Annotated in this window: 19 protein-coding genes; 6 read left to right on the top strand and 13 right to left on the bottom strand. The window is 64.1% G+C overall.

Going from position 1 to position 24,185, the window contains the following annotated elements; genetic code table 11:
- Positions 1 to 69 precede the first annotated feature (69 nt).
- Genes GR702_RS04220 through GR702_RS04230 form a run of 3 tightly spaced genes read left to right on the top strand, consistent with a single transcriptional unit; the run spans position 70 to position 5,593 of the window.
- The gene (locus GR702_RS04220) at positions 70 to 1,887 is read left to right on the top strand and encodes an alpha-amylase family glycosyl hydrolase (protein ID WP_160984717.1); all 1,818 of its coding nucleotides are present in this window, start codon (positions 70 to 72) and stop codon (positions 1,885 to 1,887) included.
- 23 nt (positions 1,888 to 1,910) lie between these two features.
- On the top strand, positions 1,911 to 3,545 hold the full coding sequence (locus GR702_RS04225) for an alpha-amylase family glycosyl hydrolase (protein WP_160984718.1): 1,635 nt from the start codon (positions 1,911 to 1,913) through the stop codon (positions 3,543 to 3,545).
- Positions 3,542 to 5,593, top strand: a complete 2,052-nt coding sequence (locus tag GR702_RS04230; protein WP_160984719.1) for a glycoside hydrolase family 97 protein — start codon at positions 3,542 to 3,544, stop codon at positions 5,591 to 5,593. The genes GR702_RS04225 and GR702_RS04230 overlap by 4 nt, the downstream gene beginning before the upstream one ends.
- Before the next feature lie 47 nt (positions 5,594 to 5,640).
- Here GR702_RS04230 and GR702_RS04235 read toward each other — a convergent pair whose 3' ends face one another.
- The 3 genes from GR702_RS04235 to GR702_RS04245 are packed head-to-tail and all read right to left on the bottom strand — an operon-like array spanning position 5,641 to position 8,641.
- Positions 5,641 to 6,240, bottom strand: a complete 600-nt coding sequence (locus tag GR702_RS04235) for a TadE/TadG family type IV pilus assembly protein (RefSeq protein WP_337192518.1) — start codon at positions 6,238 to 6,240, stop codon at positions 5,641 to 5,643.
- 41 nt (positions 6,241 to 6,281) lie between these two features.
- Positions 6,282 to 6,878 carry a TadE/TadG family type IV pilus assembly protein gene (locus GR702_RS04240; protein ID WP_160984720.1) on the bottom strand — a complete coding sequence of 199 codons (597 nt, stop codon included), beginning with the start codon at positions 6,876 to 6,878 and terminating at the stop codon, positions 6,282 to 6,284.
- A complete protein-coding gene (locus tag GR702_RS04245) occupies positions 6,878 to 8,641 on the bottom strand; it encodes a TadE/TadG family type IV pilus assembly protein (protein WP_160984721.1) in 1,764 nt (587 codons plus the stop codon). Before GR702_RS04245 ends, GR702_RS04240 begins: the two co-directional genes overlap by 1 nt.
- Before the next feature lie 413 nt (positions 8,642 to 9,054).
- On the opposite strand from GR702_RS04245, the gene GR702_RS04250 reads away from it, so the two are divergent.
- Both GR702_RS04250 and purC read left to right on the top strand, forming a co-directional pair.
- On the top strand, positions 9,055 to 10,920 hold the full coding sequence (locus tag GR702_RS04250) for a response regulator (protein ID WP_160984722.1): 1,866 nt from the start codon (positions 9,055 to 9,057) through the stop codon (positions 10,918 to 10,920).
- 227 nt (positions 10,921 to 11,147) lie between these two features.
- Positions 11,148 to 11,930 carry a phosphoribosylaminoimidazolesuccinocarboxamide synthase gene (gene purC, locus GR702_RS04255; RefSeq protein WP_160984723.1) on the top strand — a complete coding sequence of 261 codons (783 nt, stop codon included), beginning with the start codon at positions 11,148 to 11,150 and terminating at the stop codon, positions 11,928 to 11,930.
- A 71-nt stretch (positions 11,931 to 12,001) separates the two neighbouring features.
- Here purC and GR702_RS04260 read toward each other — a convergent pair whose 3' ends face one another.
- The 10 genes from GR702_RS04260 to cysD form a co-directional block, all read right to left on the bottom strand.
- Positions 12,002 to 12,784, bottom strand: a complete 783-nt coding sequence (locus GR702_RS04260) for a TetR/AcrR family transcriptional regulator (protein WP_337192519.1) — start codon at positions 12,782 to 12,784, stop codon at positions 12,002 to 12,004.
- A 19-nt stretch (positions 12,785 to 12,803) separates the two neighbouring features.
- Entirely contained in the window at positions 12,804 to 14,285 is a 1,482-nt protein-coding gene (locus GR702_RS04265) for an aldehyde dehydrogenase family protein (RefSeq protein ID WP_160984724.1), read from the bottom strand.
- Between the two features lie 41 nt (positions 14,286 to 14,326).
- Positions 14,327 to 15,064: an SDR family NAD(P)-dependent oxidoreductase gene (locus GR702_RS04270; RefSeq protein ID WP_160984725.1), complete on the bottom strand. Its 738-nt coding sequence runs from the start codon at positions 15,062 to 15,064 to the stop codon at positions 14,327 to 14,329.
- A gap of 197 nt (positions 15,065 to 15,261) precedes the next feature.
- Positions 15,262 to 15,690: a nuclear transport factor 2 family protein gene (locus GR702_RS04275; protein WP_160984726.1), complete on the bottom strand. Its 429-nt coding sequence runs from the start codon at positions 15,688 to 15,690 to the stop codon at positions 15,262 to 15,264.
- A 1-nt stretch (position 15,691) separates the two neighbouring features.
- Entirely contained in the window at positions 15,692 to 17,401 is a 1,710-nt protein-coding gene (locus tag GR702_RS04280; protein WP_202408041.1) for a class I adenylate-forming enzyme family protein, read from the bottom strand.
- A 70-nt stretch (positions 17,402 to 17,471) separates the two neighbouring features.
- Positions 17,472 to 18,455 carry an acrylyl-CoA reductase (NADPH) gene (acuI, locus tag GR702_RS04285; protein WP_160984727.1) on the bottom strand — a complete coding sequence of 328 codons (984 nt, stop codon included), beginning with the start codon at positions 18,453 to 18,455 and terminating at the stop codon, positions 17,472 to 17,474.
- A gap of 130 nt (positions 18,456 to 18,585) precedes the next feature.
- Positions 18,586 to 19,248, bottom strand: a complete 663-nt coding sequence (locus tag GR702_RS04290; RefSeq protein ID WP_237449544.1) for a TetR/AcrR family transcriptional regulator — start codon at positions 19,246 to 19,248, stop codon at positions 18,586 to 18,588.
- A 117-nt stretch (positions 19,249 to 19,365) separates the two neighbouring features.
- Entirely contained in the window at positions 19,366 to 20,106 is a 741-nt protein-coding gene (locus tag GR702_RS04295; RefSeq protein ID WP_160984729.1) for a 3'(2'),5'-bisphosphate nucleotidase CysQ, read from the bottom strand.
- Positions 20,106 to 22,043, bottom strand: coding sequence for a sulfate adenylyltransferase subunit CysN (gene cysN, locus GR702_RS04300; RefSeq protein WP_160984730.1), 1,938 nt, complete (start codon positions 22,041 to 22,043; stop codon positions 20,106 to 20,108). Before cysN ends, GR702_RS04295 begins: the two co-directional genes overlap by 1 nt.
- Positions 22,043 to 22,948: a sulfate adenylyltransferase subunit CysD gene (gene cysD, locus GR702_RS04305; RefSeq protein ID WP_272916650.1), complete on the bottom strand. Its 906-nt coding sequence runs from the start codon at positions 22,946 to 22,948 to the stop codon at positions 22,043 to 22,045. The genes cysN and cysD overlap by 1 nt, the downstream gene beginning before the upstream one ends.
- Positions 22,949 to 23,172: 224 nt before the next feature.
- Here cysD and GR702_RS04310 point away from each other — a divergent pair, with 224 nt between their 5' ends.
- Positions 23,173 to 24,141: a helix-turn-helix transcriptional regulator gene (locus GR702_RS04310; protein WP_337192520.1), complete on the top strand. Its 969-nt coding sequence runs from the start codon at positions 23,173 to 23,175 to the stop codon at positions 24,139 to 24,141.
- The last annotated feature ends 44 nt before the right edge of the window (positions 24,142 to 24,185 follow it).

A 24,185-nucleotide genomic window follows, 5' to 3' on the forward strand; every position in this document is an offset into this window, starting at 1 on the left:
GGGCGGAACCGGCGAAGTCTCCTTCGCTTCCCGGTTCCGCCTACACTGCCGGCATCCGGAGAACGACCGATGAAGCTCGCCCTTTCCTCGCTCGCCGCACTGGGCCTTGCCCTGTGGCACGGCTCGGCTGCAGCGTCGCCGGAAGATGACATGCGCAGCCGCAGGCCCGAGCAGGACGTGATCTACTTCGTCCTTCCGGACCGGTTCGAGAACGGCGACACGGCGAACGACAAGGGCGGCCTTGAAGGTGATCGGCTGAAGACGGGCTTCGATCCTGCCGACAAGGGCTTCTACCATGGCGGCGATCTCAAGGGGCTCACCTCCAGGCTGGACTATATCCAGGGGCTGGGCGCCAGCGCGATCTGGGTGGGGCCAATCTTCAGGAACAAGCCCGTGCAAGGTGCCAAGGGCGAGGAAAGCGCCGGATACCACGGCTACTGGATCACGGACTTCACCACGGTGGATCCGCACTTCGGCACAGATGCAGACTTCAAGGCCCTGGTGGATGCCGCTCACGCTCGCGGCATGAAGGTCTACATGGACATCATCGCCAATCATACGGCCGACGTCATTCAGTACGCCGAGGCCGCGGCTCAGGGCTTCCCCTATCGCTCGAAAGCGCAGTATCCCTTCTCCACCCGAGGGGGAACGGGCGGTCGCCCGATCAATCCGGGCTTCGCGGGCGACGAGGATCCCGCGCCGGAAAACTGGTCCAAGCTGACAGACCCGTCCTTCGCATACACGCCGCTGGTGCCAAGGGCCGAACGCAGCGTGAAGGTTCCGGCATGGCTTAACGATCCGATCTTCTACCACAATCGCGGCAACACGGACTGGAAAGGCGAAAGCGCCCAGTACGGAGATTTCGTCGGCCTCGATGACCTCGCCACCGAGAACCCGCGTGTCGTAGCCGGGATGATCGACATCTATGGCGCCTGGATCGACCGCTTCGGCATAGACGGCTTCCGGATCGACACCGCGCGCCACGTCAACCCTGCGTTCTGGCGCGCCTTTGTCCCGGCCATGGTCGCCCGGGCAAAAGCCAGGGGCATTCACAACTTCCACGTTTTCGGCGAAATCGCCACGGACGACTACGACCCGGCGCTGCTGGCTTCGTGGACGCGAAGCGCCGGGCTGCCGGCAGTCCTCGACTTCGCCTTCATGAAAGGCGCGATCACCGCTCTGAGCGGCAAGGAAGGAACGCAGCAACTCGCCCGAATGGTCGAGGATGACGCATTGTACCAGGGAGGGAAGGCGGCAGCGCTGCAGTTGCCGACGTTCCTGGGCAATCACGATGCCGGGCGCATCGCCATGTTCATCCGCAAGGCCATGCCCGGAATCTCTGCGGAAGAGCTGCTGGCCCGCGACAAGCTCGCCCATGCCCTGTTGCTGACCTTGCGCGGGGTACCGACAATCTACTCGGGTGACGAACAGGGCTTTGTCGGCGCCGGCAACGACCAGCTCGCACGGCAGGACATGTTCCCGTCCAAGGTCGCCGCCTACAACTCCGAGACGCTTGTGGGTACGACCGCGACCACGGCCGAGGCGAACTTCGATACCTCGCATCCACTGTACCGCTTCATCTCGGACCTTGCGCACCTGAGGCGCAGCACGCCGGCGCTCACCTCGGGTTCCACGCAGCTACGAGCCTCCTCCGAGCAGCCGGGGCTCTTCGCGGTCTCCCGCTTCGATCCCGAAACTGGCGGAGAGGTGCTGCTGGCGTTCAACACCTCGACGCTGGCCCTCACTACGCAAGTTGCCGTCTCTCCGGCGTCGAACAGCTTCGCCACGCTTGCAGGTGCGAACTGTGCCGCCAAGCCGAGTGCACCGGGCAGCCTGACGGTGCAGCTTCCGCCGCTCGGCTTCACTGTCTGCGCCGCCCGCCCCTGACCTGTCTGCTTCTCCAGGATCCCATGAACCAGCCCGCTCTCAATCGCAGCGACAGCCCCTGGTGGCGCGGCGCGGCGATCTACCAGATTTATCCGCGCAGCTTCGCGGACTCCAATGGCGATGGCATCGGGGACCTTGGCGGGATCACCGCAAGGCTCGACCATGTCGCCCGGCTTGGAGTCGATGCCGTTTGGATCTCGCCGTTCTACAAATCGCCGATGGCCGATTTCGGCTACGACATCTCGGACTACTGCGACGTCGACCCCATGTTCGGCACGCTCGACGACTTCGACGCGCTCATCGAACGGGCCCGGTCGCTCGGCCTTAGGGTGATCGTCGACCAGGTCTATGCCCATACCTCGGACCGGCACCCCTGGTTCGCCGAAAGCCGCAGCTCGCGCACCAGCGCCCGCGCCGACTGGTACGTGTGGGCCGATGCCCGCGCCGACGGGTCACCTCCCAACAACTGGCAGTCTATCTTCGGCGGCCCCGCCTGGCGGTGGGACGCACGGCGCGGCCAGTACTACATGCATAATTTCCTGAGCGAGCAGCCTCAGCTCAACGTCCACAATCCGGGCGTGCAACAGGCCCTGCTCGATGTCGCCTGCTTCTGGCTCGACCGGGGAGTGTCGGGCTTTCGCATCGATGCGCTCAATCACTCGATGCACGATCCACTGCTGCGCGACAATCCGCCGGCGCCCGACGATGGTCGGACACGAACGCGTCCCTACGACTTCCAGTTGCAGACCTACAACCAGTCGCACCCCGATATCGTGGGCTTCATCGAGCGACTGCAGGCTCTGATCGCCAGCTATCCCGACACCTACTCGCTGGCGGAAGTCGGCGGACTGGGCGCAGGCGCCGAGATGAAGGCCTTCACGCAAGGTCCGGCACGACTGGACAGCGCCTATGGCTTCGACTTCCTCTATGCCGAGGACCTGACGCCTGCGCGCGTGGCGGAAGCGCTGGAGTTCTGGCCTGACGAGCCGGGTGCGGGCTGGCCGAGCTGGGCGTTCGAAAACCACGATGCGCCCCGTGCATTGTCCCGATGGTGCGCTCCCGACGAGGTGGACGCCTTCGCCCGCATGAAAGCGATGCTGCTGCTGTCGCTCCGGGGCAATCCGATCCTGTACCAGGGTGAGGAACTGGGCCTGCTGCAGGACGACATACCCTTCGAACTCCTGCACGATCCTGAAGCTATCGCGAACTGGCCGCTGACGCTTTCGCGCGATGGCGTCCGCACTCCGCTCCCGTGGAGGGCCCAGGACGAACATGGTGCCTTCAGCCAGGCGGCGCCTTGGCTACCGCTAAGTGAGCAAAACCTGGCTCGCGCCGTGGACCGGCAGGAGGGAGACCCCGGATCGCTGCTGAACCTGACGCGCGATCTGCTGCACCTGCGCCGGGGCAGCAGGCCGCTGCGAGTGGGCTCCTGCGAGGTTCTGACGGCAGATCAAAGTCGCCTCGTCCTCAGACGCAGGCTGGGGGATGAGACCTTGCTCGCAGCGTTCAACATAAGCGGAACACCACAGTCCTGGCCGCAACTCAGCCCCGCTGGCCTGCCGGTGCAAGGCCGCGTCCTTGCAGCCGTGAACGAGGCGTCGCCCTCGTTTCTTCCCGCGTGGGCGGGCATCTGGATCATCGAAGGAGAACAGGCGTGAAATCCCTTGCTTGGCTGGCCCTCGCCAGCGCCGCTCTCGTGCCGCTTGGCGGCCAGGCTCTGGCTCAGGACGTCACGGCGGCTTCGCCCGATGGCAGCATAGTCCTGACCGTGGGCACCGACGGCGACAGCAGGCCCGTCTGGTCGCTTTCCCGCAAGGGCAAGCTGCTGATCGCGCCGAGCAAGCTCGGCTTCGTCCTGGCCGACGGGCTCAACATGGTGCGCGGATTTTCCATCGCGGGCAGCGAGAAGACTTCGGCCGACGACACATGGGAACAGCCATGGGGCGAGCGCCGCTTCGTCCGGAACACATACAACCAGGTCACGGTCCGTTTCCGGCAATCGGAGCCGCAGGGATCGAAGCTGATGAACGTCACCTTCCGCCTCTTCGACGATGGTGTCGGGTTCCGCTACGAACTCCCTCGGCAGGCCGGGCTCGAGACGATGAAGATCGCCGACGAGACCACAGAGTTCGATATCGTTCCCAAAGGCACCGCCTGGTGGATCCCGGGCGGGGAATGGAACCGATACGAGCAGGTCTACCAGCAGACGCCGATCGACGGCGTATCGACGGCGCATACGCCCATAACCATGAAGCTGGACGACGGCACGCACCTCTCGTTCCACGAAGCGGCGCTGGTTGACTATGCCGGCTACTGGTTCAAGCGCGCCGATGGCCAGAAATTCCGTACGACGTTGTCGCCTTCCGCAGGCGGTCCGCGCGTGGTGCGGACACTGCCTTTCGCGACCCCGTGGCGCACGATTCGCATCGCAGACGGTGCGGCAGGGCTGGTCGAGAGCGACCTGGAGCTCAATCTGAACGAGCCGAACAGGCTTGGAGACGTGAGCTGGATCAAACCGGCGCGCTACATCGGGATCTGGTGGGGGATGATCCGCAACGACTGGAGCTGGGCGGAAGGACCCCTCCACGGCGCCACCACCGCGCGCACGAAGAAGTACATCGACTACGCCGCCCGGCACGGGTTCCGCGGTGTGCTGGTGGAGGGATGGAACAAGGGCTGGAACGGAGACTGGTTCGGGCATGGCGACGCTTTCAGCTTCACCGAGCCGACGCCCGACTTCGATCTGAATGCGGTGACCCGATATGCCCGCAGCAAGGGCGTGCGCCTGATCGGTCACCATGAAACGGGTGGAAACATCGCCAACTACGAAGCGCACATGGATGACGGCTTTGCGCTTTACGCAAAGCTTGGCGTTGACGTGGTGAAGACGGGATACGTTGCCGATGCGGGTGGCATCATTGCCGATACCGATGCGCCAGGCGGCACCCCTGGACCGATGCGGATGGAATGGCACGATGGCCAGCGGATGGTACAGCACCACCTCGCCGTCGTTCAAGCCGCCGCTCGCCACCACATAGCCATCAACGCGCACGAGCCCGTGAAGGACACCGGACTTCGCCGCACTTATCCCAACTGGATCGCGCGGGAAGGCGCGCGCGGGATGGAGTACAATGCCTGGGGCACGTTCTCCAACGGCCCCGAGCACGAGCCGACCCTCGTCTACACCCGGATGCTGTCCGGCCCGATGGACTTCACGCCCGGCGTTCTCAGCCTGGAAGGCGCGAAAGGTCCCCTCGCCTCAACCCTGGCCAAGCAGTTGGGGCTCTATCTGGCGATCTACTCACCGATCCAGATGGCGGCTGACTTCATCGAGCAGCTGGACAAGCACCCGCGCGAGATGGACTTCATCAAGAGCGTGCCCACCGACTGGTCGCAAAGCCACCTGATCGCCGGCGAAATCGGGGATTATGCCGTCTTCGCACGGCGGGATCGCCAGTCTCCACGGTGGTTCGTCGGAGGGGTGAACGATGCCACTGCGCGCACGGTGAAGCTTGCATTCGACTTTCTCGAGCCCGGCAAGCGGTACAAGGCCGCCGTATGGAAGGACGGCGATGGTGCGACGTACCTGACGGAGGCACGTCACAAGATTTCCTACGAGACGAGGACGGTTCGCAAGGGCGACAGCATGGATGTCTGGCTTGCTCCCGGCGGCGGCGTTGCCATGCGCCTCGAACCGGTGCGCTGACGAGGCGGAATCGCTCGGCCCTCGGGGCCCGGTGCCCGGTGCCCGGTTCAGCTACAAGACGACTTGGTGGTGCCCCCGGTGACGCCGGGGGTGAGGTTCCGGTCGTCGCGGATGATGAAGGCGGACTCGCGCCGGAAATTCGTGCTGCGGACGAACATCGTCCCGAAGATCGGCTGATAGGTGTAGTATACCTCCACGAACATCACAGCGGAGCCGGCGCTGGCGGTGATCTGGGGATTTCCCATACCGCTCAGCCGGCTGCCCGTCAGGCCTGCGCCCGTGGCGCCGTACTTCGACTGGATCTTCAGGCTACCGCGGCAGCGCTGCCAGTGGATGTACTGCCGGCCGGTGCTCGGATCCACCTCCAGGCTAGAGAGGATCACCCGCCCGGTCGATTCGAACTTTATGCCCGCGCCTTCGATGAGGGCGCCCGTCAGGATCGAATCCACCTGCGTTTCGCTGACGGTCGGGGTAACGGCGCTATTGTCCGTCTGGCCGAGGCGAGAGGCATTGTCGGCGACGGAAGACGCGATCTGACCGACCTGCATGTTGACGGTCGCCATGTAGGCCATCTCGGCGCCGTAGAAGCCCATCGCGATCACGATAGGCAGGATCAAGGCGAATTCCATGAAGGACACGCCGCGCACATCCTGCCGCAGCCTGTGCGCAAAAACGGCGAACCGGCGTATCACGAGCAGGTCCCCGCCGCCGAGCCGTACTTCTCCTGAAGCGCGTAAGGCTGGTTCTTCTTGACCACGCTGGCACTGATCGTGCGGGACGTGTTCGTGCCGGTGCCGAAGGGGATGAAGAAAACGGGAGTGTAGGTCACCGTGACTGAATAGAGTACGACGTCGTTCGCGCCGCCGTTATCCTCCGTACCGACGTCGGCGTCCCATCGACCGTTCCTGTTCTCGTCGGTGTAAGCCTCCGACCGGTCGCACACGCCGTTGCCGTTCTTGTCGTTCCAGGCTTCGGCGCGCTTGATGTCGGCGAAATCGTAGTAGCTCACTCGCTTGGAGGTGACTATCGCGCCGGGTGCCACGCCCTTGACGATGCTCATCACATAGGCGTCCGCCTTGGCGGTGTCCGCAGTCTCCAGGGAGTCGCTGCGAGCGGCCTGGTTCACCGCGCCGCGCAGCACCGCAGTGAGGTAGGCCCAGTGACCCATGTCATATATGCCCAGCAGCAGCGTGATGAGGATAGGCGCCGCGATCGCGAACTCGACCACGGTCGCGCCCCGCTGGTCCTCCCGGCAGCGGCGTGAAAGCGCACCTGCCCGGCCCATCACTCGACAACCCGCAATTCGCCGACCTGCTTGGCGATCTCCTGGAAGGCCGAGTTCAGTTCGGAGGCGCTGGTCGCCGTGTAGGAGCTGGCGTCCGACGCGCATGTCGTAAGGTCGGTGCTCAATCCAGAAGTGAACGCGATCACCCACACCCGGATGCCCTTGTCCTTGATCGCCTCGCACGTGGCAAGGAAGCGCTGGGTGTGGCGCGCCCTGTCACCGGAGCTGCCGTCGGTGGTGACCCGCCGATCCCAGAACTCGATCCCCCATGCCTGCGGGATGTAGATGTTGGGCTCCATCTCGCCGTCGGTCATGAAAATGACGTGACGGGCCACTTCGCCGCCGTTGCGCGGTTCGTCGTTCACCAGGTCGCCCCACATGCCCTGCGGCGAGATCATGCGGCCGCCCCAGATCATGCCGATGTCGAGGTAGGTCCCGCCCACGGCCGTCAGCGAGTCCGTGTACTGATCGAATGCGGACTTGCTCATCTCGCCCAGAAGGCGCGCCGGGACGGGACAGTAGATGCCCGCCTGCTCGCCATCGTACATCGGCGAGGACGTGGTATAACTGCCGCGGTCGTTCCATCGGGTATAGCTCAGTTGCGGGATCATCGGCGCCCACTTCGTGGCGTCGTTGTTCACATCCGGCCGGCTGTCGAGATCAAGGTCCAGCGCCGCCCTGGGCGTGATCCCCGTCGTCGGAGAGTAGCTGAAGGTCGCCTGGTTGACAGTGCTTCGCTCCTCGATGCAGCCGCCCCAGGTGATGTTCTGGTTCGCGCCGCTGCTGCCGATGGGAGTGCGCACGGAGGAGAATGCCTTGTAGGCCGTCATGTCATAGGCGACCGGGCGGTAGCGCATGACGTAGGGGCGATAGGCATAGCGCCAGTAGATGTAATAACGATTGCCCGAAGAACGGCAGGCATACTGCTTGCGCCGCACATACCTTGACGATCCCGAACTGGTGTCGGTGTAGCTATCGTCTCCGGGCACCCGGTTGTCGCAATAGTTGTTGCGATAGGCCGTGCTGGAGTAGACGTTCCAGCTGTCGTAGCTGTCGTTGTCACGATCATCGTCGGGCTCGTAGATCCGCGACTGGACCGTGCGATTGTCGACAAGATAACGCGTGTCGAGGTCAGTCAGCAGGCGCCCCACGTTGACCGTGGAACTGAAGGGGACGAAGCCGTAGCGCACCCGCGCGTTCGAGCCGGACGTGGCACTCGTCATCGTGTTGTAGAAGTTCTTCATCGCCGAGCGCAGGGCCGCAATGCGCGTGGTGTTGCCAAGCGAGAAGGCCATCGACCCGGTCGTATCGAGCACCATCATCACGTCCGCGTTGCCTACGCCCATGGAACTGGCGCATTCGACGGAGATGTTGAAACTGTCTTTCAAAAACACGCGCATCAGCAGCGTGTCGAGCACCGTGGTGGCGGTGGCAGTCACCGTATTGCCATCGTCAGGCGTCGAGAGAGTGAACGTGGTAGACCGGCTCGACTGCGCGTTGTCGTTGTAGTTGGTGAAGAAAAACGCGTTTGCGGACTTCCTCGCTGCCTCGTCGAAGCCATTCGTTGTCACCGCCCGCCGCCCGGCCAGGACACCCGCGTCGCAGGCGGCCTGCAACTGCTGCTGGGCAAGGTAGGTCCGGCCAAGGTCAACGGCGGAACCGATCACAAGGGCACCAACCAGCAGCCCGATAGCTGCAATCGGGAGGATATTGCCCGCCCGGTCGCGCGAAAGCCGATTTGCAAATTGCGTTGCGTGGCGCATCTCTGGAGCGGACCCGTTCGTTAGAAATTGCTCTATGATCGGCTGCGCTTAGCAGGAATGTCTTAAGGAAGTTTTCGCGGGCTGACCCGTGCTCTCGCAATTGCTTCGCGGCTCCGCCACTATCCGGGCCGTCGAAAAAATTCTTCGCCAGTCAGGAACCGAATGCCACGCATGTGCGTTGACATGCCCGATCCGGGAACCGCGCTTGGGGGAGCGGTCCAAGTGACACCGGTATGCCCCGTCGAACGAGTGCACAGGCAGGACATGGGTGGATTGAGCTGCTACCAGGCGCACGGTTTGCGTAACCACTTTGCGCCACGCCGGTAACGCGGTGCAACCGCCCTCCGGACGCCATGCCATGAGCCGCACCTTCGTCGAACGCGTAAACAATGGCGTCCTGCCGGGACCGTCCCTTGCCCTCTGACCCGATCAAGATCCTGGCTGTCGACGACGTTCGCGAGAACCTCGTTGCTCTCGAGGCCGCTCTCGATCAGCCCGGCGTCGAACTGGTAACTGCCGCCTCCGGCCTCGAAGCGCTGGAACTGCTCCTGCGTCACGATTTCGCGCTCGCGCTTCTCGACGTTCAGATGCCCGAAATGGACGGCTTCGAACTGGCTGAACTCATGCGCGGAACGGAACGTACACGTGGCGTGCCCATCGTGTTCCTCACCGCCGTCGCCACGGACGAGCGGCGCAAGTTCCGCGGGTTCGAAACGGGCGCGGTGGACTATCTCCTGAAGCCGCTCGATATCACGATCCTCAATTCGAAAGTCGCGGTTTTCGTCGAACTCGCCCGCCAACGCCGGGAAATCGCCTTGCAGCGGGACGAACTTGGCGCTGCGCTCGGCCGTCTTCGCGCCCACGGCGACAACTCTCCCCTCGCCGCGATGGAGATCGATTCCAACCTGAAGATCATCGGGTGGTATCGCAGCGCGGAACGAACGGTCGGGTATCCGGCCTCGGCAATGCTCGGGCTGTCCCTTTCGGACGCTCCCTTCATACGTCCGGACGGCGACGGAACGGCCTTCCTCTCGGGCATGAACACCCTTCTGGATGGCGCCGCCGACCGACGCGCCATGCAGACGCACAGCTTCATCCGCGCAGACGGCGCCTTGCGGGAGGGCGAATGGTACTGCTCGTCTCTTGCCGGCAGCGGCGGGCGGCCGGGTAGCGTGATGATCGAACTGCTCGACGTGACGGAACGTCGCCGTGCCGAGGACACCCAGCGCCTGCTGATCGGTGAGCTGAACCACCGGGTGAAGAACACGCTCGCTACCGTGCAGGCGATCGCCTCTCAGGGGTTCCGCCACGCCCGTTCCGAGCGTGAATTTCAGGATGCCTTCACGGGCCGTCTCCAGGCCCTTGCACGCGCCCACTCCATGCTCAGCGCCACCACCTGGGAGCGTGCCAGCCTGCGGGCCCTTATCGCCGACCAGGTGGCGATCGGCGCGGTGAGCGAGGACAGGCTGCTGCTGGACGGGCCCGATGTCGATCTGCCGCCCGAACTTGCGCTGCGTTTCTCGCTCATCTTCCATGAACTGGCGACCAACGCGCACAAGTATGGCGCGCTGTCGAATGCAACCGGGACGGTGCGACTTGCCTGGCGATACGAGGGGGGCATCCTTTCGCTCGAGTGGTCGGAGCAAGGCGGGCCGCCGGTGTCGCCGCCCGAGCGGCGCGGTTTCGGCTCCACACTCATCGAACACAGCATGGCGGCAGACGGCGCACGGATCACTGCCGAGTTCGCTCCTGAAGGTGTTTGCTGGCGCATGACACTGCCGCTCGATAGCGCCGCCCCCCCGCCCGAGAAGAACCCGATAGGTGAACGCCGAGGTCTTGCGGCGCGGAGTTCGATTTCGGCCGCGAGCCCGCCTCCGACACCCGCGGTCCCTGCGGAAGCGCTGCCGCCCGTGCGTGTGCTCGTCGTCGAGGACGAGCCGATGGTCGCCATGGAACTGATGATGGAGCTGAGGGACGGCGGCGCCAGCACGATCGGCCCCGCGACCTCCTGCTCCCAGGCCCTTGCCCTGATCGGACGGGAAGCTCCGGACCTCGCCCTGCTCGACGGCAACCTGAACGGTGAAAAGATAGACGTGGTGGCGGACGCCCTCGCCGCGCGCGACATCCCGTTCGCCTTCGTCAGCGGCTATGACCGGGACCACCTGCCGTCCGACCATGCCGCCCGCCCGATGTTGGCAAAGCCCTTCCTCGCCTCCGACGTCTCCCGGATGCTGCGGCGCCTGGCGGCCGAAACGAAGAAGACAGTCCGCCAGGACTGAACGGCGCCCGCGACACGTGCCGGAAAAGGCGCCGCCGGTCGCACCCTGCACTCCGCTTTCGCCGCTCCGGCCCTTCACGTCCGTGGGCGGCGCGACAACTCCCCGAGGGTGGTTTGCTTTTGACCTCGGTTGCACTATATGCGCGCACGAATTCCCTGGCCGTGGAAGTCGCCAACGCGGCTCGATCTGCCGGGTTTGCTCTTTCGACCGTTTCAAGGACCACGCGTATGTCCCGTCGCCGCCAGATCTACGAAGGCAAGGCCAAGATCCTCTACGAGGGTCCCGAACCCGGTACGCTGATCCAGTACTTCAAGGACGACGCCACTGCGTTCAATGCGCAAAAGAAGGGCACGATCCAGGGCAAGGGCGTGATCAACAACCGCATCAGCGAGTACGTGTTCACGCGCCTGAACCATATTGGCGTTCCAAACCATTTCGTGCGTCGCCTCAACATGCGCGAGCAACTCGTCCGGCAGGTGGAGATCATCCCGATCGAGGTGGTCGTCCGGAACGTCGCGGCCGGTTCCATTTCCAAGCGTCTCGGCATTCCCGAGGGCGAGATGCTGCCGCACACGCTGATCGAATACTATTACAAGGACGATGCCCTCGGCGACCCGATGGTTGCCGAAGAGCATATTGCCTGCTTCGGTTGGGCCAACAACGACGAGATGCAGGACATCGCCGCCATGGCGATCCGCGTGAACGACTTCATGGCCGGCATGTTCGCGGCCATCAACATCCGCCTCGTCGATTTCAAGCTCGAATTCGGGCGCATCTGGGACGGTGATTACAGCCGCGTGATCCTGGCGGACGAGATCAGCCCCGACGGCTGCCGCCTGTGGGACATGACCACTGGCGAGAAGCTCGACAAGGATCGCTTCCGTCGCGACCTCGGGGGCGAGGAAGAAGCCTATCAGGAAGTCGCCCGCCGCCTTGGCCTGCTCCAGGACGACGGTAATCCGAGCGAGGTTCTCGACCTGACGAAGCATCGCAAGCTTCGCGGCAAGTAACGCCACGCAGTCTTGGAAAACGAAAAGGCGGAGCCGGCCGGCTCCGCCTTTTTTCTTGTCCAAAAACGGCTTCAGTCCAGCAGAGCCATCGGCTCGCGCCCGGCGCCTCCGCTGCGTGCGTCGCTTATCGCAAGCTCCATCAGCCTGGCTCCCGGAACGAGGTAGCGATCCTCGCTTATGTCCGGTCCGATGTTCACCAGACGTCGAAGTTCACGGTCGGTCACCAGCGTCACCGATCGTTCGATCCCGATCATCAACATAGTCGCCATCGACGTATGCGGGCCGAAGCCCAGAGGTTCGTCGCTCATCTGCCGCACCAGCAGATCGATGATCGGCCGACTGCTTTCTATCCGGTGCTGCATCATACGTGCGTCCTGCTGATCGGCGAGCGCATTGCGCAAGTGAAGCAGACGGGAATGGCGCAGCCAGAAGCCGTGGTAACTGCGCACGAAGCGGTAGCAGTGCTCGAAAAGCGCGTCGTCCGGCCAGCGCTCCTCGATGACGGAGAGATAGTCGTCAAGCGCGGTCGCCATGACCGGCTCCAGTGTCGCCAGGAGCAGTTCGGTGATGTCGGTGAAATAATTGTAGACCGAGGTCATACCAAGGGACGCATGCCGGGCCACCCGGCCAAGCGTGACCGGCTCCTGCGCCGCCTCGATAAGGTCGATGGCGGCAGTCAGGATGCGCTCGCGCGTTACGCGTCCCTTCCGACCCAGCTTCTGTCCGTTGATGTTATGGCTAACCGCTGCACAGGCCTGTGTCACGGCTGCCGCCAGCGTCGGCGGCAGCGCGGCAAGGCGGCTGTGCTCGACGATGTCGAGGTGCGTGATCAGTTCGGGCTCGTCAGGCTTCACTGCTTCCACCGCGAGAGGATCAGGCGGGCTCCACCTGCCCTACCGGCCACGCCAGCATCTTGACGTCGGTGTACTCCTCGATCCCTTCCAGGCCCCACTCGCGACCCATGCCGCTGGCCTTGAAGCCGCCGAACGGGATGTCGCCGGCAATGCACATGCCGTTGTTCACGCTCATCGACCCGGTGCGAACCCGGCGTGCGATGTGGAGCGCCCGGTCATGGCTGCCCGAGACTCCCCCGGAAAGGCCGTAGGAATTGTCGTTCGCGATGCGGATGGCGTCCTCGTCGTCCTCGTAGGGGATGACGACGAGGACAGGGCCGAATATCTCTTCCTGCGCGATGCGCATGTCGTTGGTCACGTCGACGAAACATGTCGGTTCCACGAACCATCCGCCACCCTTGTCGGGCCGGATGTTCCCGCCAGCCAGCAGTGTCGCGCCTTCCTCTTTTCCCAGGTCGATGTAGCTCTTCACACGCTCCATCTGGCGCTTGGAAACCACTGGGCCCATGATGTGCTCGGGATTGCTCACGTCTCCCCAGTTGTCGCCGAACTTGCCATAGGCACCCTTGAGGATCACCTTTGCCTCTTCGTAGCGGCTGCGGGGGACGAGGAGGCGCGACTGCACCGCGCAGCCCTGCCCCGCGTGGAAGACCAGCATCGTCATCGCCACGTCCATCGCGAAGTTGGGAGCATCGTCGAGAACGATCTTCGCCGACTTGCCTCCCAGTTCAAGGAACACGCGCTTCAGCGTTGCCGCACCCTGCTCCATGATCCGCTTGCCGACCCCGGTGGAGCCGGTGAACGAGATCAGGTCGACGCGCGGGTCGGTCACCAGCATCTCGCCTGCGAGCGCGGGATCGGCGCCGAACACCACATTGATGACGCCTGCGGGGAAGCCTGCCTCCTTGGCCAGTTCACCAAAGATGGCGCCCATTCCGGGTGTGTTGGGAGCAGGTTTCAGGATCACGGTGCAGCCCGCAAGCAGGGCGGCCACGACCTTCCCGATATTGACATAGAGCGGCACGTTCCAAGGCGTGATCGCGCCCACCACGCCAACGGCCTCGCGCACCCCGACCCGCTTATGGATCAGACCGAAGGCCGGCTTCTCGCCATAGTCCTTTTCCCATTCGAGCTTGCCAAAGACGTTCATGTACTCGTCCCAGCCATCGAGCGCCATGCCGACATGGGCCCGGCCAACGGCGCCTTGCGCGGCCCCGGCCTCCTTGATGGCCAGTTCGGCAAGGCGAGGACGTTCGCGCTCGAACAGGTCACGATACTTCTTCATCAGGACGAGACGCTTCTCGACGTTGGTCGACCAGTCCGTCTCGTCGAAAGCGCGTCGGGCGGCGGCGATCGCTTCCTCGACGTCCGCCGCAGTCGCATCTGCCGCCTGGCCGACCGGCTCACCTGTCCAGGGATTGATGATCTCGAAAGTGGCCCCGCCGGTCGCATCGCGCAGTTTTCCGTCGATGTAGAGCCTAGCGTCGGGAAGAGTGGTCATGAACGTGTCCTTCAAGAAAGGTGGCGACGGACCGCGAGCGCTCAGGCCCTGCGGGCTCCGATCGAGACGTGGGAAACCCGCACATCCGGGGGCAGGTCAATGACCGCGCGGAAAACCCCCGTGACCGAGTTGGAATGCGAAACCGGGCGGGTCCGCAGGTCCAGGCCGTTCTTCGCGCAGCCCATGTGGAAACGCATTGCTGTGTCCCGGTCCCAGCCGGGCGCTTCCTTGCCTTCATCGTACATGGGGCCTGCGCGAAGCAACGCGACGCGGATACCGGCCTCTTCCAGTTCCGCCTCGAGAGAGCGCGTGAACATCTCCAGCCCGGCCTTGCTGCACTGGTAGAGCGAAAGCATCACGAACGGCACGTCCACTGATTCGCTGCCCACGTTGATGATCAGGCCACCGCGCTCCAACATGGGAATGGCGGATCGGCAGCAATAGATCGGGCCATTGAGATTGGTGGCGATTATCGAATCGATCTGGCGATCGGTCGCCTCCATGATCGTGAAGGGCTCGTAGATACCCGCGTTGTTGATCAGCACATCAATCTTCGGGTGCTTCTGGGCGATCGCGGCAAAGGCGGCGCGTACGGAGGCGGGGTCGGAGACATCGCACTGCACCGCCATCGTCGTGCCGCCCAGTTCATCGGCTACGTCCTGAACCTTGGCCAGAGTCCGGCCCAGGAGAACGACCGTTTCCCCCTCTTCGGCGAAGCGCCGCGCAAGGGCCTTGCCAAGGCCCGCCCCAGCGCCAGTGATGACGATCGTCTTACCCACGTTTCCTCCCGCTTGACCGGTCGCCGGACTTCGCCGGGTCCGACTGATGTGAACGACAATAGCGAACAGGCCGCAGCCCGCCTATCGCGGCTGCGATGGTTCGCCGCTACCGCCGAGCGCGGCGCCCCAGCGATGATGTGCGCGAGAAGAGCGGTGATCGCCAAGATAGCACCGGACGGCCCTGGGCGACGATCATGTCAGTTTTCGAATCGATCCATCTCGACGATCAAGCGTGTCAGTTGCTGACGCGCGATCCTCCAACCCTCGCGCGTGCGGACGCACGTCTCATGATAGTGGCCGTAGCCGGTAAGGGCGAAGTCATCCTTGATCACCCGGTCCTGCATGGCCCAGACAACGTGCGCGAGATCGCCTTCGACCATGATCTGCGGTGAATGCACCTGATGCGCTGTCCTCGCCTCGCCCAGCGAACGGCTTACGAGCTGGACGAACTCCTCTCGACCCTGCGTCAGGATGCCGCCGCTCGGACCGGTGTCGACGACGCAATCCTTGGTAAAAAGCGCCTTCCAGGCCTCCCAGTCTTTGGTATCCAGCAGGCGGCAATAAGCCGCCTTCAGGTTGCAGAGCGCAAGCCAATCGGCAAAGCCCGGAAAACCCGACTGGTCCAATTCAGGCGTCCAGTTCGTGGAGGCGCTCGGCTGCGAACTTGCGCAAGTCCGCGGTCTTGATCTTGGCGCTTCCGGTTGTCTTCAGGTCCGTTTCCTCGACGAAGAGGATCCGGCGCGGTACCTTGTAGCTGGCGAGCTTATCCTTTGCGAAGGTCCGGATAGCATCGACGTCGAGGTTCGCGCCCGCTACGGGGACGATGCACGTGACCACCAGTTCGCCGAGCAGTTCGTCCGGAACGCCGACCGTCTGCGAAACCTTGACCTCGGGATGCGCCCGGATGACTTCGTCGATCTCCAAAGGAGACACGTTGGCGCCGCCGGTCTTGATGATGTCGTTGAGACGGCCTTCCCAAAAGAGACGGCCTTGTGCATCGACATAGCCCCCGTCAGCAGTTCGCAGGAAACCCTCGCCGTCCAGCGATTCATCGAGTGGAATGCCGAGGTAACCCAGCATGAGCGTTGGCCCTTTCACCGCGATCTCGCCCCGCTCGCCCAGCGGCCTCGTAACGCCGCTCAGCGGATCGACGATCTTGATGGTGGAGCCTGCGGTGGGAATGCCGTGCGATGTGCCCGCCACTTCCGGAGGGGTCCCGGCGGGGTAGACGGTGACGAGAGTAAAGGTCTCTGTGTTTCCGTAGGCCTGACCCGGCTCGCGCCATTCGACCGCGACCGTGGGCTGCCTCGCGATCGGCATGTTCCGGTCCACGTAGACGAGCGAGGAAAGGTCGACATTCCGGTAATTCGGCGCGGCTTCGAGCTGGGGCCACTGATGCGGCCAGGCGAGCGCCATGTTCGCCCTTTCCCTTCCCATGATCTCCAGCGCTTCGGCCGGATCGAACCAGCGTTGAAGCACCAGGCAACCTCCTCTGGATAGCGTGCCGCCCAACGCCATGGTGAAGTTGCCCGACCAGAAGAACCCGTTTGCCGACCATGTTCGCGCCGGAAGGTCGTCTCGTATGGCGTACCACTGCGGCCAACGCCAAAGCTGAAGGCAAACGCCGCGATGAGCGCTCAGGATGCCCTTGACCTTGCCCGTGGATCCCGACGAGAACAGTAGTATCCCCGGATCCGCGGGCGCCACACCATCAGAGGCAGCAAGCACGAGCTCTTCCGGAACCGACCGGCCGCGCGCGATGAAGGCACCCGATCCCTCGATCATGCCGAACGGCTCCTCCTCGTCAACCATCGCCGCATAGCGCAGGAACGGGAACTTGCAGGATGCCAGCGCACCCGGATCGCTGGTGAGAACTTCGGGCTCGAGATCGGCCAGCATCTCGGCGAAATCCTTCTTGAGCACCCTGCGCTCCAGAAGGAGGACGGAAACGCCCGAAGCCTTGAGCACGACCTCCAGTTCGGCAGGCGTGAAGAAGGTACTGATCGGCGTCGCCACGCACCCGGCCAGAGCCACACCGAACACTGATGAGAGGAATTCCGGCCGGTTCGTGACGAGAACGCCCACGCGTGTCCCCTTGCCGGTTCCAAGCGCCAGCAACGACTTGGCAACCGCCACGGAGCGGGCGTAGAGCTCGTCATACGTCCAGCGGATATCCTCGCCGTGAAGGTGGATGACCGCCGCGTCCCGTGGTCCGTAGCGTGCGGCGACCTCGCGGAGGTATCCGCCAAGGGTCAGCGCACCGATACCCTCCTCGTCGCTCAGCGGAATACCGTGAACGATGGACAGCCCATCCACCACCTCGACCGATCCCGTCATATCATCCTCGTCTGTCCTCGGGCTGCCATCCGGAAGCCGGCATGGCTGCGATACCGCCGCCCAGTCGCGTTCAGGCGTTCACGTCGACGATGTAGCGGCCCTTGACCTCGCCTGACATGAACCGGCCCGCAGCCTCGATCGCCTCGCCCAGCCCAATGGTCTGTCCAATGGCATCCAAGGCTGTGGGATTGAGGTCCTTGGCAAGGCGGTCCCAGGCTTTCAGGCGTCTGGCCTTTGGCGCCATGACGCTGTCGATCCCGAGCAGGGCGACGCCGCGCAGGATGAAAGGCATGACAGTGGCGGGAAGGTCCATTCCCTGCGCAAGCCCGCACGCCGCAACCGCGCCGCCATACCGGGTCTGCGCACAGGCATTGGCAAGCGTGAAGCTGCCCGCGGTATCGACCACCCCCGCCCAACGCTCCTTCTGCAGGGGCTTGCCCTTGGCCGACATTTCCGCACGGTCGATCACCGTCTGCGCGCCCAGGCCCTTCAGGTAGTCTGCCTCAGAAGTCTTCCCGGTCAGAGCGGCCACCGAAAAGCCGAGCTTCTTGAGAATGGCCACTGCGACCGAACCGACACCCCCCGTAGCGCCGGTCACAAGCACCTCGCCCTTGTCGGGAGTCACGCCCCAGTCGACAAGCGCATCGACGCAGAGCGCAGCGGTATAACCTGCGGTCCCGATCGCCATGGCCTGCGCCGGGGTGAAGGCAGTCGGCAGCGGCACCAGCCAGTCTCCCTTGAGGCGGGACTTCTGCGCAAGTCCGCCCCAGTGCCCTTCGCCCACGCCCCATCCGTTCAGCACGACGGTGTCACCGGCCTTCCAGTCGGCATGGCTGCTCTCGGCCACCGTGCCCACGAGGTCGATACCGGGCACCATCGGGAACTTGCGTACGACCGGCGAACTGCCGGTGATGGCGAGGCCATCCTTGTAGTTGAGCGTCGAGTAGGCAACGTCGATGGTGACATCGCCTTCGGGCAGCGAGCCTTCGTCGAGCTGCTGCAGCGTGACGGCCTGGCCATCATCGGTCTTGTCGATCATGATCGCGGAAAACATGGACTGAAGACTCCCTTGTCGGCCCTGCGGGTCGAACTCGCCTACCCTGCTGACGGCTAGTGTGCCCCTGCGTCAATGGCATGGAGGCACGGCATCGCAGAGGCGTAGCACATGGGCTCTTAGGACAGCGTCAGTCCTGTCCGATGCCCTTCCCCAATCGCTCGGCAACTTCCGGGAAACGCGAAGCATTCATGGAGCCGTACATCGAGAGGCGAAGTATCTCGTGGGTGAAACGAGCACCCAGAACATCGCGCTCCTTGTCGTCCGCGGCGTGCGCGCGCGCGAAGATCGGCCAGAAGAACACGCCGGCGAGATTGACGACCGAGAGCACTTCCGCGTCGATTCCGGGCATTGCGAGCTTCGTCTCCGCGAAGCGCTGCAGCGAGCCGGAATATTCCCGCCAGAACGGATCCTGGCTCGGGTCCGGGGAGGCCAGCACCTGCTGCAGCCAGACGCGGCATATCTCGGGGTTCTCCATGGCAAACCCGCAAAGCCGATCGGTAAGGGCTGCGGTATCGACTTCCTCCACCCGCCGCTGACCCACCGTTTCCGGATCGCCGAAGACAGCGCGGAACAGCTTGTCCGAAACCCACTCGATCGTCGCTTCGATCAGCTTTTCGCGGGTTTCGAAATGCTGGTATGCCGTGCCGCGGTTGACGGCGGCAAGATGAGCGACTGCCGAAAGGCTGACGCCTTCCAGCCCGTCCTTGGCAAGCAGGTTGCTCGCAGCCTCGAGGATCGTCTCGCGGGTCGCGGCAGGATCGCGGACCCTGCGCCTGGTTCTGGCTTCCATCATGGCCCCTTAGCCGGAAAGGGTCCGCCTATAACGAGCACATCGATGAACGACAATGTTGATGGACATTGCCGGGCCGGGGATCGCCTTCGCGCCGACGGGCGCAAAGCCGCCGGATCAGGCGAGTGCGGCGACTTCGCGAAGGACCATCTCGGCATGTTCCTTCCGGCAGATCAGCAGGTCCGGCATGTATACGTCTGCCTGATTGTACTCGAGCGGTGTCCCGTCGATGCGCGAAACGTGCAGGCCCCACCCAAGCGCCACGGCAGCGGGAGCGCAGCTATCCCACTCGTACTGCCCGCCGGAGTGAAGATAGATGTCGGCTTCCCCGCGCAGGATCGCCATGGCCTTGGCACCGGCCGACCCCATCGGCACGAGCTGCGCGCCGATGATCTCCGCCACGCCGGTCGCTTCCCTCGCGGGACGCGTGCGGCTCACCACCATGCGCAGGATATCGGGCGCCGAAGGGATCGCGCGTGGCTGGTCGGAGCGCAGCACTTCGCCCAGCCCCGGCAGCGCCACGGCGCCAAGGACCGGTACACCCTCCACCGCAAGACCGACGTGGACAGCCCAGTCGGCCCGCTCCTCGCCGTACTCGCGCGTACCGTCCACCGGATCGACGATCCATACCCGCTCCTTGCCGAGCCGTGCCGGGCTGTCCTTCTCCTCCTCGGACAGAAGGCCATCCAGCGGTCGCTGCTCGCGCAGGGCATGGCACAGGAACTGGTTCGCGGTCTGGTCGCCGGCCTTGCCGAGCGACTTGCCGGAAAACAGGCCCGAAGAGCGCACCTGCAGGAGGATACGCCCGGCTTCGTCTGCCAGGCGTGCGGCAAGATCGCCATCGGTGAAGCCGCTCATCAGACGTCGCCTAGCAAGGTGTTGACGATCAGCTCGGCCGCTTCTTCGGGCGAGAGAGCGGTCGTGTCGATGCGGACTTCCGGGTTACGCGGCGCCTCGTAAGGGCTGTCGATCCCGGTGAAGTTCTTCAACTCGCCGGAGCGGGCCTTCTTGTAGAGCCCCTTGACGTCGCGCGCCTCGGCAACCTTCAGCGGCGTGTCGATGAACACCTCGATGAACTCGCCTTCCGGCATCATTGAGCGCACCATCTCGCGGTCGGCCTGGAAGGGCGAGATGAAGGCGGTGATGACGATCAGCCCCGCATCGGTCATCAGCTTGGCCACTTCGCCCACGCGGCGGATGTTCTCGATGCGGTCGGCCTCGGTGAAGCCCAGGTCCTTGTTGAGGCCGTGGCGGACGTTATCGCCGTCGAGCAGGAAGGTGTGCCGGTTCATCCGGTGCAGCTTCTTCTCGACGAGATTGGCGATCGTCGACTTGCCCGATCCGGAAAGACCCGTGAACCACAGGACGGCCGGCTTCTGGTTCTTGAGCCCGGCGTGCTGCTTGCGGTCGATGTCGACAGCCTGCCAGTGCACGTTCTGCGAACGACGCAGCGAGAAGTTGAGCATCCCTGCAGCCACAGTCGCATTCGTCATCTTGTCGATGAGGATGAACCCGCCCAGCATCCGGTTATCGGCGTAGGGTTCGAACACGATCTGCTTGTCGGCGGTAACTTCCGCGACGCCGATCGCGTTCAGCTCCAGCGTCTTTGCCGCCATACGGTCCATGGTGTTCACGTTGACCGTATACTTCGGCTCCTGCACCGTGGCCGAGACCATCTGCGTGCCAAGCTTGAGCCAGTAGGCGCGGCCGGGAATAAGCGCCTCGTCCGCCAGCCAGACGATCGTCGATTCGAACTGGTCGGCAGCCTGCGGCGGATTGTCCGCAACCGAAATGACCGATCCGCGCGAGCAGTCGATCTCGTCCTCGAAGCACACGGTGACCGACTGCCCAGCCACGGCCTCATCGAGATCGCCGTCGAAGGCGACCACGCGGGTGATCGTGCTGGTCTTGCCGGAGGGCAGCACGCGGATCTTGTCTCCCGGTTTCACCGAGCCGGTGGCGATCAGTCCCGAGAAGCCGCGGAAGTCGAGGTTCGGCCGGTTGACCCACTGCACAGGCATGCGGAACGGCTTGTCGGCATCGACCGAGGAAAGCACTTCCACTGTTTCGAGATGCTCGACAAGCGTGGTGCCTGCATACTGGGGCGCGGAGTACCACGGCGTGTTGGCGGAAAGCGTGGTGATGTTGTCGCCCTTGAAACCCGAGATGGGCAAGGCGGTGAAGCTCTCGATCCCAATCGACGCGGCGAAATCGGAGTAGTCCTTGACGATGGCGTCGAACACCGCCTGGTCATAGCCGACGAGGTCCATCTTGTTCACGGCGAGCACGATGTTCCTGATGCCGATGAGATGGCACAGGTACGAGTGGCGGCGCGTCTGCACCAGCACGCCCTTGCGCGCATCGATCAGGATCACCGCAAGATCCGCGGTCGAAGCGCCGGTCACCATGTTGCGGGTGTACTGTTCGTGCCCGGGACAGTCGGCGACGATGAACTTGCGCATCTCGGTATTGAAGAACCGGTATGCAACGTCGATGGTGATGCCCTGCTCGCGCTCCGCCGCCAGGCCATCGACCAGCAGCGCGAAGTCGATTTCCTGACCCTGCGTTCCCACCTTCCGGGAGTCCGCCTGCAGGGCATCGAGCTGGTCCTCGAAGATCATCTTGGAATCGTAGAGCAGCCGCCCGATCAGGGTGGACTTACCGTCGTCCACACTGCCGCAGGTGATGAAACGCAGCATCGTCTTGTGCTCATGGCTAACAAGATAGGCGTCGATATCCTCGGCAATCAGCTTGTCCGTGACGTAGACGGGTTCCTTGGTGTCGATGTCGGCCATCAGAAGTACCCCTGCTGCTTCTTGACTTCCATGCCGGCACCGCCGGCGTCCTTGTCGATGGCGCGGCCTTGCCGCTCCGAGGTGGTGGTCAGGAGAGTTTCCTGGATCACTTCGGGCAGCGTCTTCGCCTCGCTCTCCACGGCTCCCGTCAGCGGATAGCAGCCGAGCGTGCGGAACCGGACGGAGCGGAGCACGGGCTCTTCGCCGGGAAGGAGCGGGAAGCGCTCGTCGTCCACCATCAGCAGCATCCCGTCCCGCTCCACCGTAGGGCGCCGGTCGGCGAAGTAGAGGGGAACGATGGGAATGTCGTTCAGGTGGATGTACTGCCAGATGTCGAGCTCGGTCCAATTGGAGATCGGGAAGACCCGGATCGATTCTCCCTTCGCCTTGCGCGCATTGTAGAGGTTCCACAGCTCGGGCCGCTGGTTCTTTGGATCCCAGCCGTGGGACGAGGTGCGGAACGAGAAGATGCGCTCCTTCGCGCGGCTCTTTTCCTCGTCTCGCCGCGCGCCGCCGAACGCCGCATCGAAGCCGTACTTGTCGAGCGCCTGCTTGAGCCCTTCGGTCTTCCACATGTCGGTGTGGAGGGCGCCATGGTCGAAGGGATTGATCCCCTTCTCCCTGGCTTCGGGGTTCTGGTACACTAGGAGTTCCATGCCGCTGTCCCGAGCCATCTTGTCGCGCAGCTCGTACATCGCCTTGAACTTCCAGGTCGTATCGACGTGGAGCAGCGCGAATGGCGGCGGGGACGGATAGAAGGCCTTGCGCGCAAGGTGAAGCATCACCGCGCTATCCTTGCCGACCGAGTAGAGCATTACCGGCCGTTCAGCCTCGGCAACGACTTCCCGGATGATGTGGATGCTCTCGGCTTCCAGGCGCTCGAGATGCGTCAGGGTCTTCATCAGGCTTCCCTTCGTTGGGTTCACCGCCTCGGGGAACGAGGCATGCGGCGGGCGCGAATCTCCTTTGCAGGGATGACTTCGGCACAAACCTCCCATATGGGAGGGTGATGGCGCTGACTTCAACCGATGAGACGGATCTGCTTTTGCCTCTACTGAAGGGCGTAGGTGAGCAGGGCCGTTTCGCGGAATTTCTGGACAGGCTTAAAAGGCGTACCGGCGCTGAAAACGTGGGTATCCTGTTGAGGCGCGGGGACGGGCCGCACGCGCAGATCATCGACTTTCACGCAGGGCAGGACTTGCGGGCTTCGGCGCACGACGCAGACCCGTTCGACATGCATGCACTGGAGCGGCTGCACTACGATCGCCTGCGACCCGGGCGGGTCTACTCCGTAGCGGAGTTCGTGGACCATGATCCGGTTTTCCGGGCGGAATGCGCGGAGAAGATGCGCCGCCTCGGCATCGCGGACGAGCGGGTGGTTCGCCTGCCCGACATCAGCGAGACGGGTGCCTGGCTGATCATGGCGCGTGCGCGGCCCTGCACGGCGTCGGACAGCGCGCTGCTTTCGGCACTCGCTCCCTACGTCGAGGCGGCCTTGCGCAGCTACGTCGCGCTGGAGGAGCACCGCGTCAGGGCAAGCGTCAGCACTCAGGGCATGGCACGTAGCGCGACTGCGTGGATGGTGCTCGACCGCGAAGCGCGGCTGCTGGCGATAGATCCACGTCTTGGCGTCTGGATGCAACGCAACCTGCATTACGTCCCGCGTCCGGGCGAGCGCCTGCGCGACCTTGGCGTCCAAGCGGAACGCGAACTTGGCGCGGCGGCAGCGCTCTTCGCATCGGCCGACCCGCCCGCCCCCCGGCCCCTCGTGCTGCACGAGCAGCCAAGGCTCGAGGCGCTGCTGACAGCTACCACGGACATGCCGCGCCCCTCGATGCTGGCGCTTTGCCGGCTTCCCAACGCGCGCACCGCGCAAAGCGTCGAGCGCCTGTCCCGCTTGTTCGACCTTCCTCCACGGGAAGCCGCACTGGCGATAGCGCTGAACGAGGGTCAGACGATTGCCGAAGCCGCCGCGTCGATGGGCCTGACGATCGAGACCGCCCGAAACTATTCAAAGCGGCTCTACGCCAAGCTAGGGGTGCGCGGGCAGCCCGAACTGGTCCGGCTCGTCTGCGACAGCGTGGCCGTGATGGCCTGATCCCGCCCGCCGTCCTCCGGAGGCAAGTCAGCCCATCACGGCCA

Origin of the sequence: Novosphingobium silvae, assembly GCF_009856825.1 — a bacterium.
Lineage (GTDB): Bacteria > Pseudomonadota > Alphaproteobacteria > Sphingomonadales > Sphingomonadaceae > Novosphingobium > Novosphingobium silvae.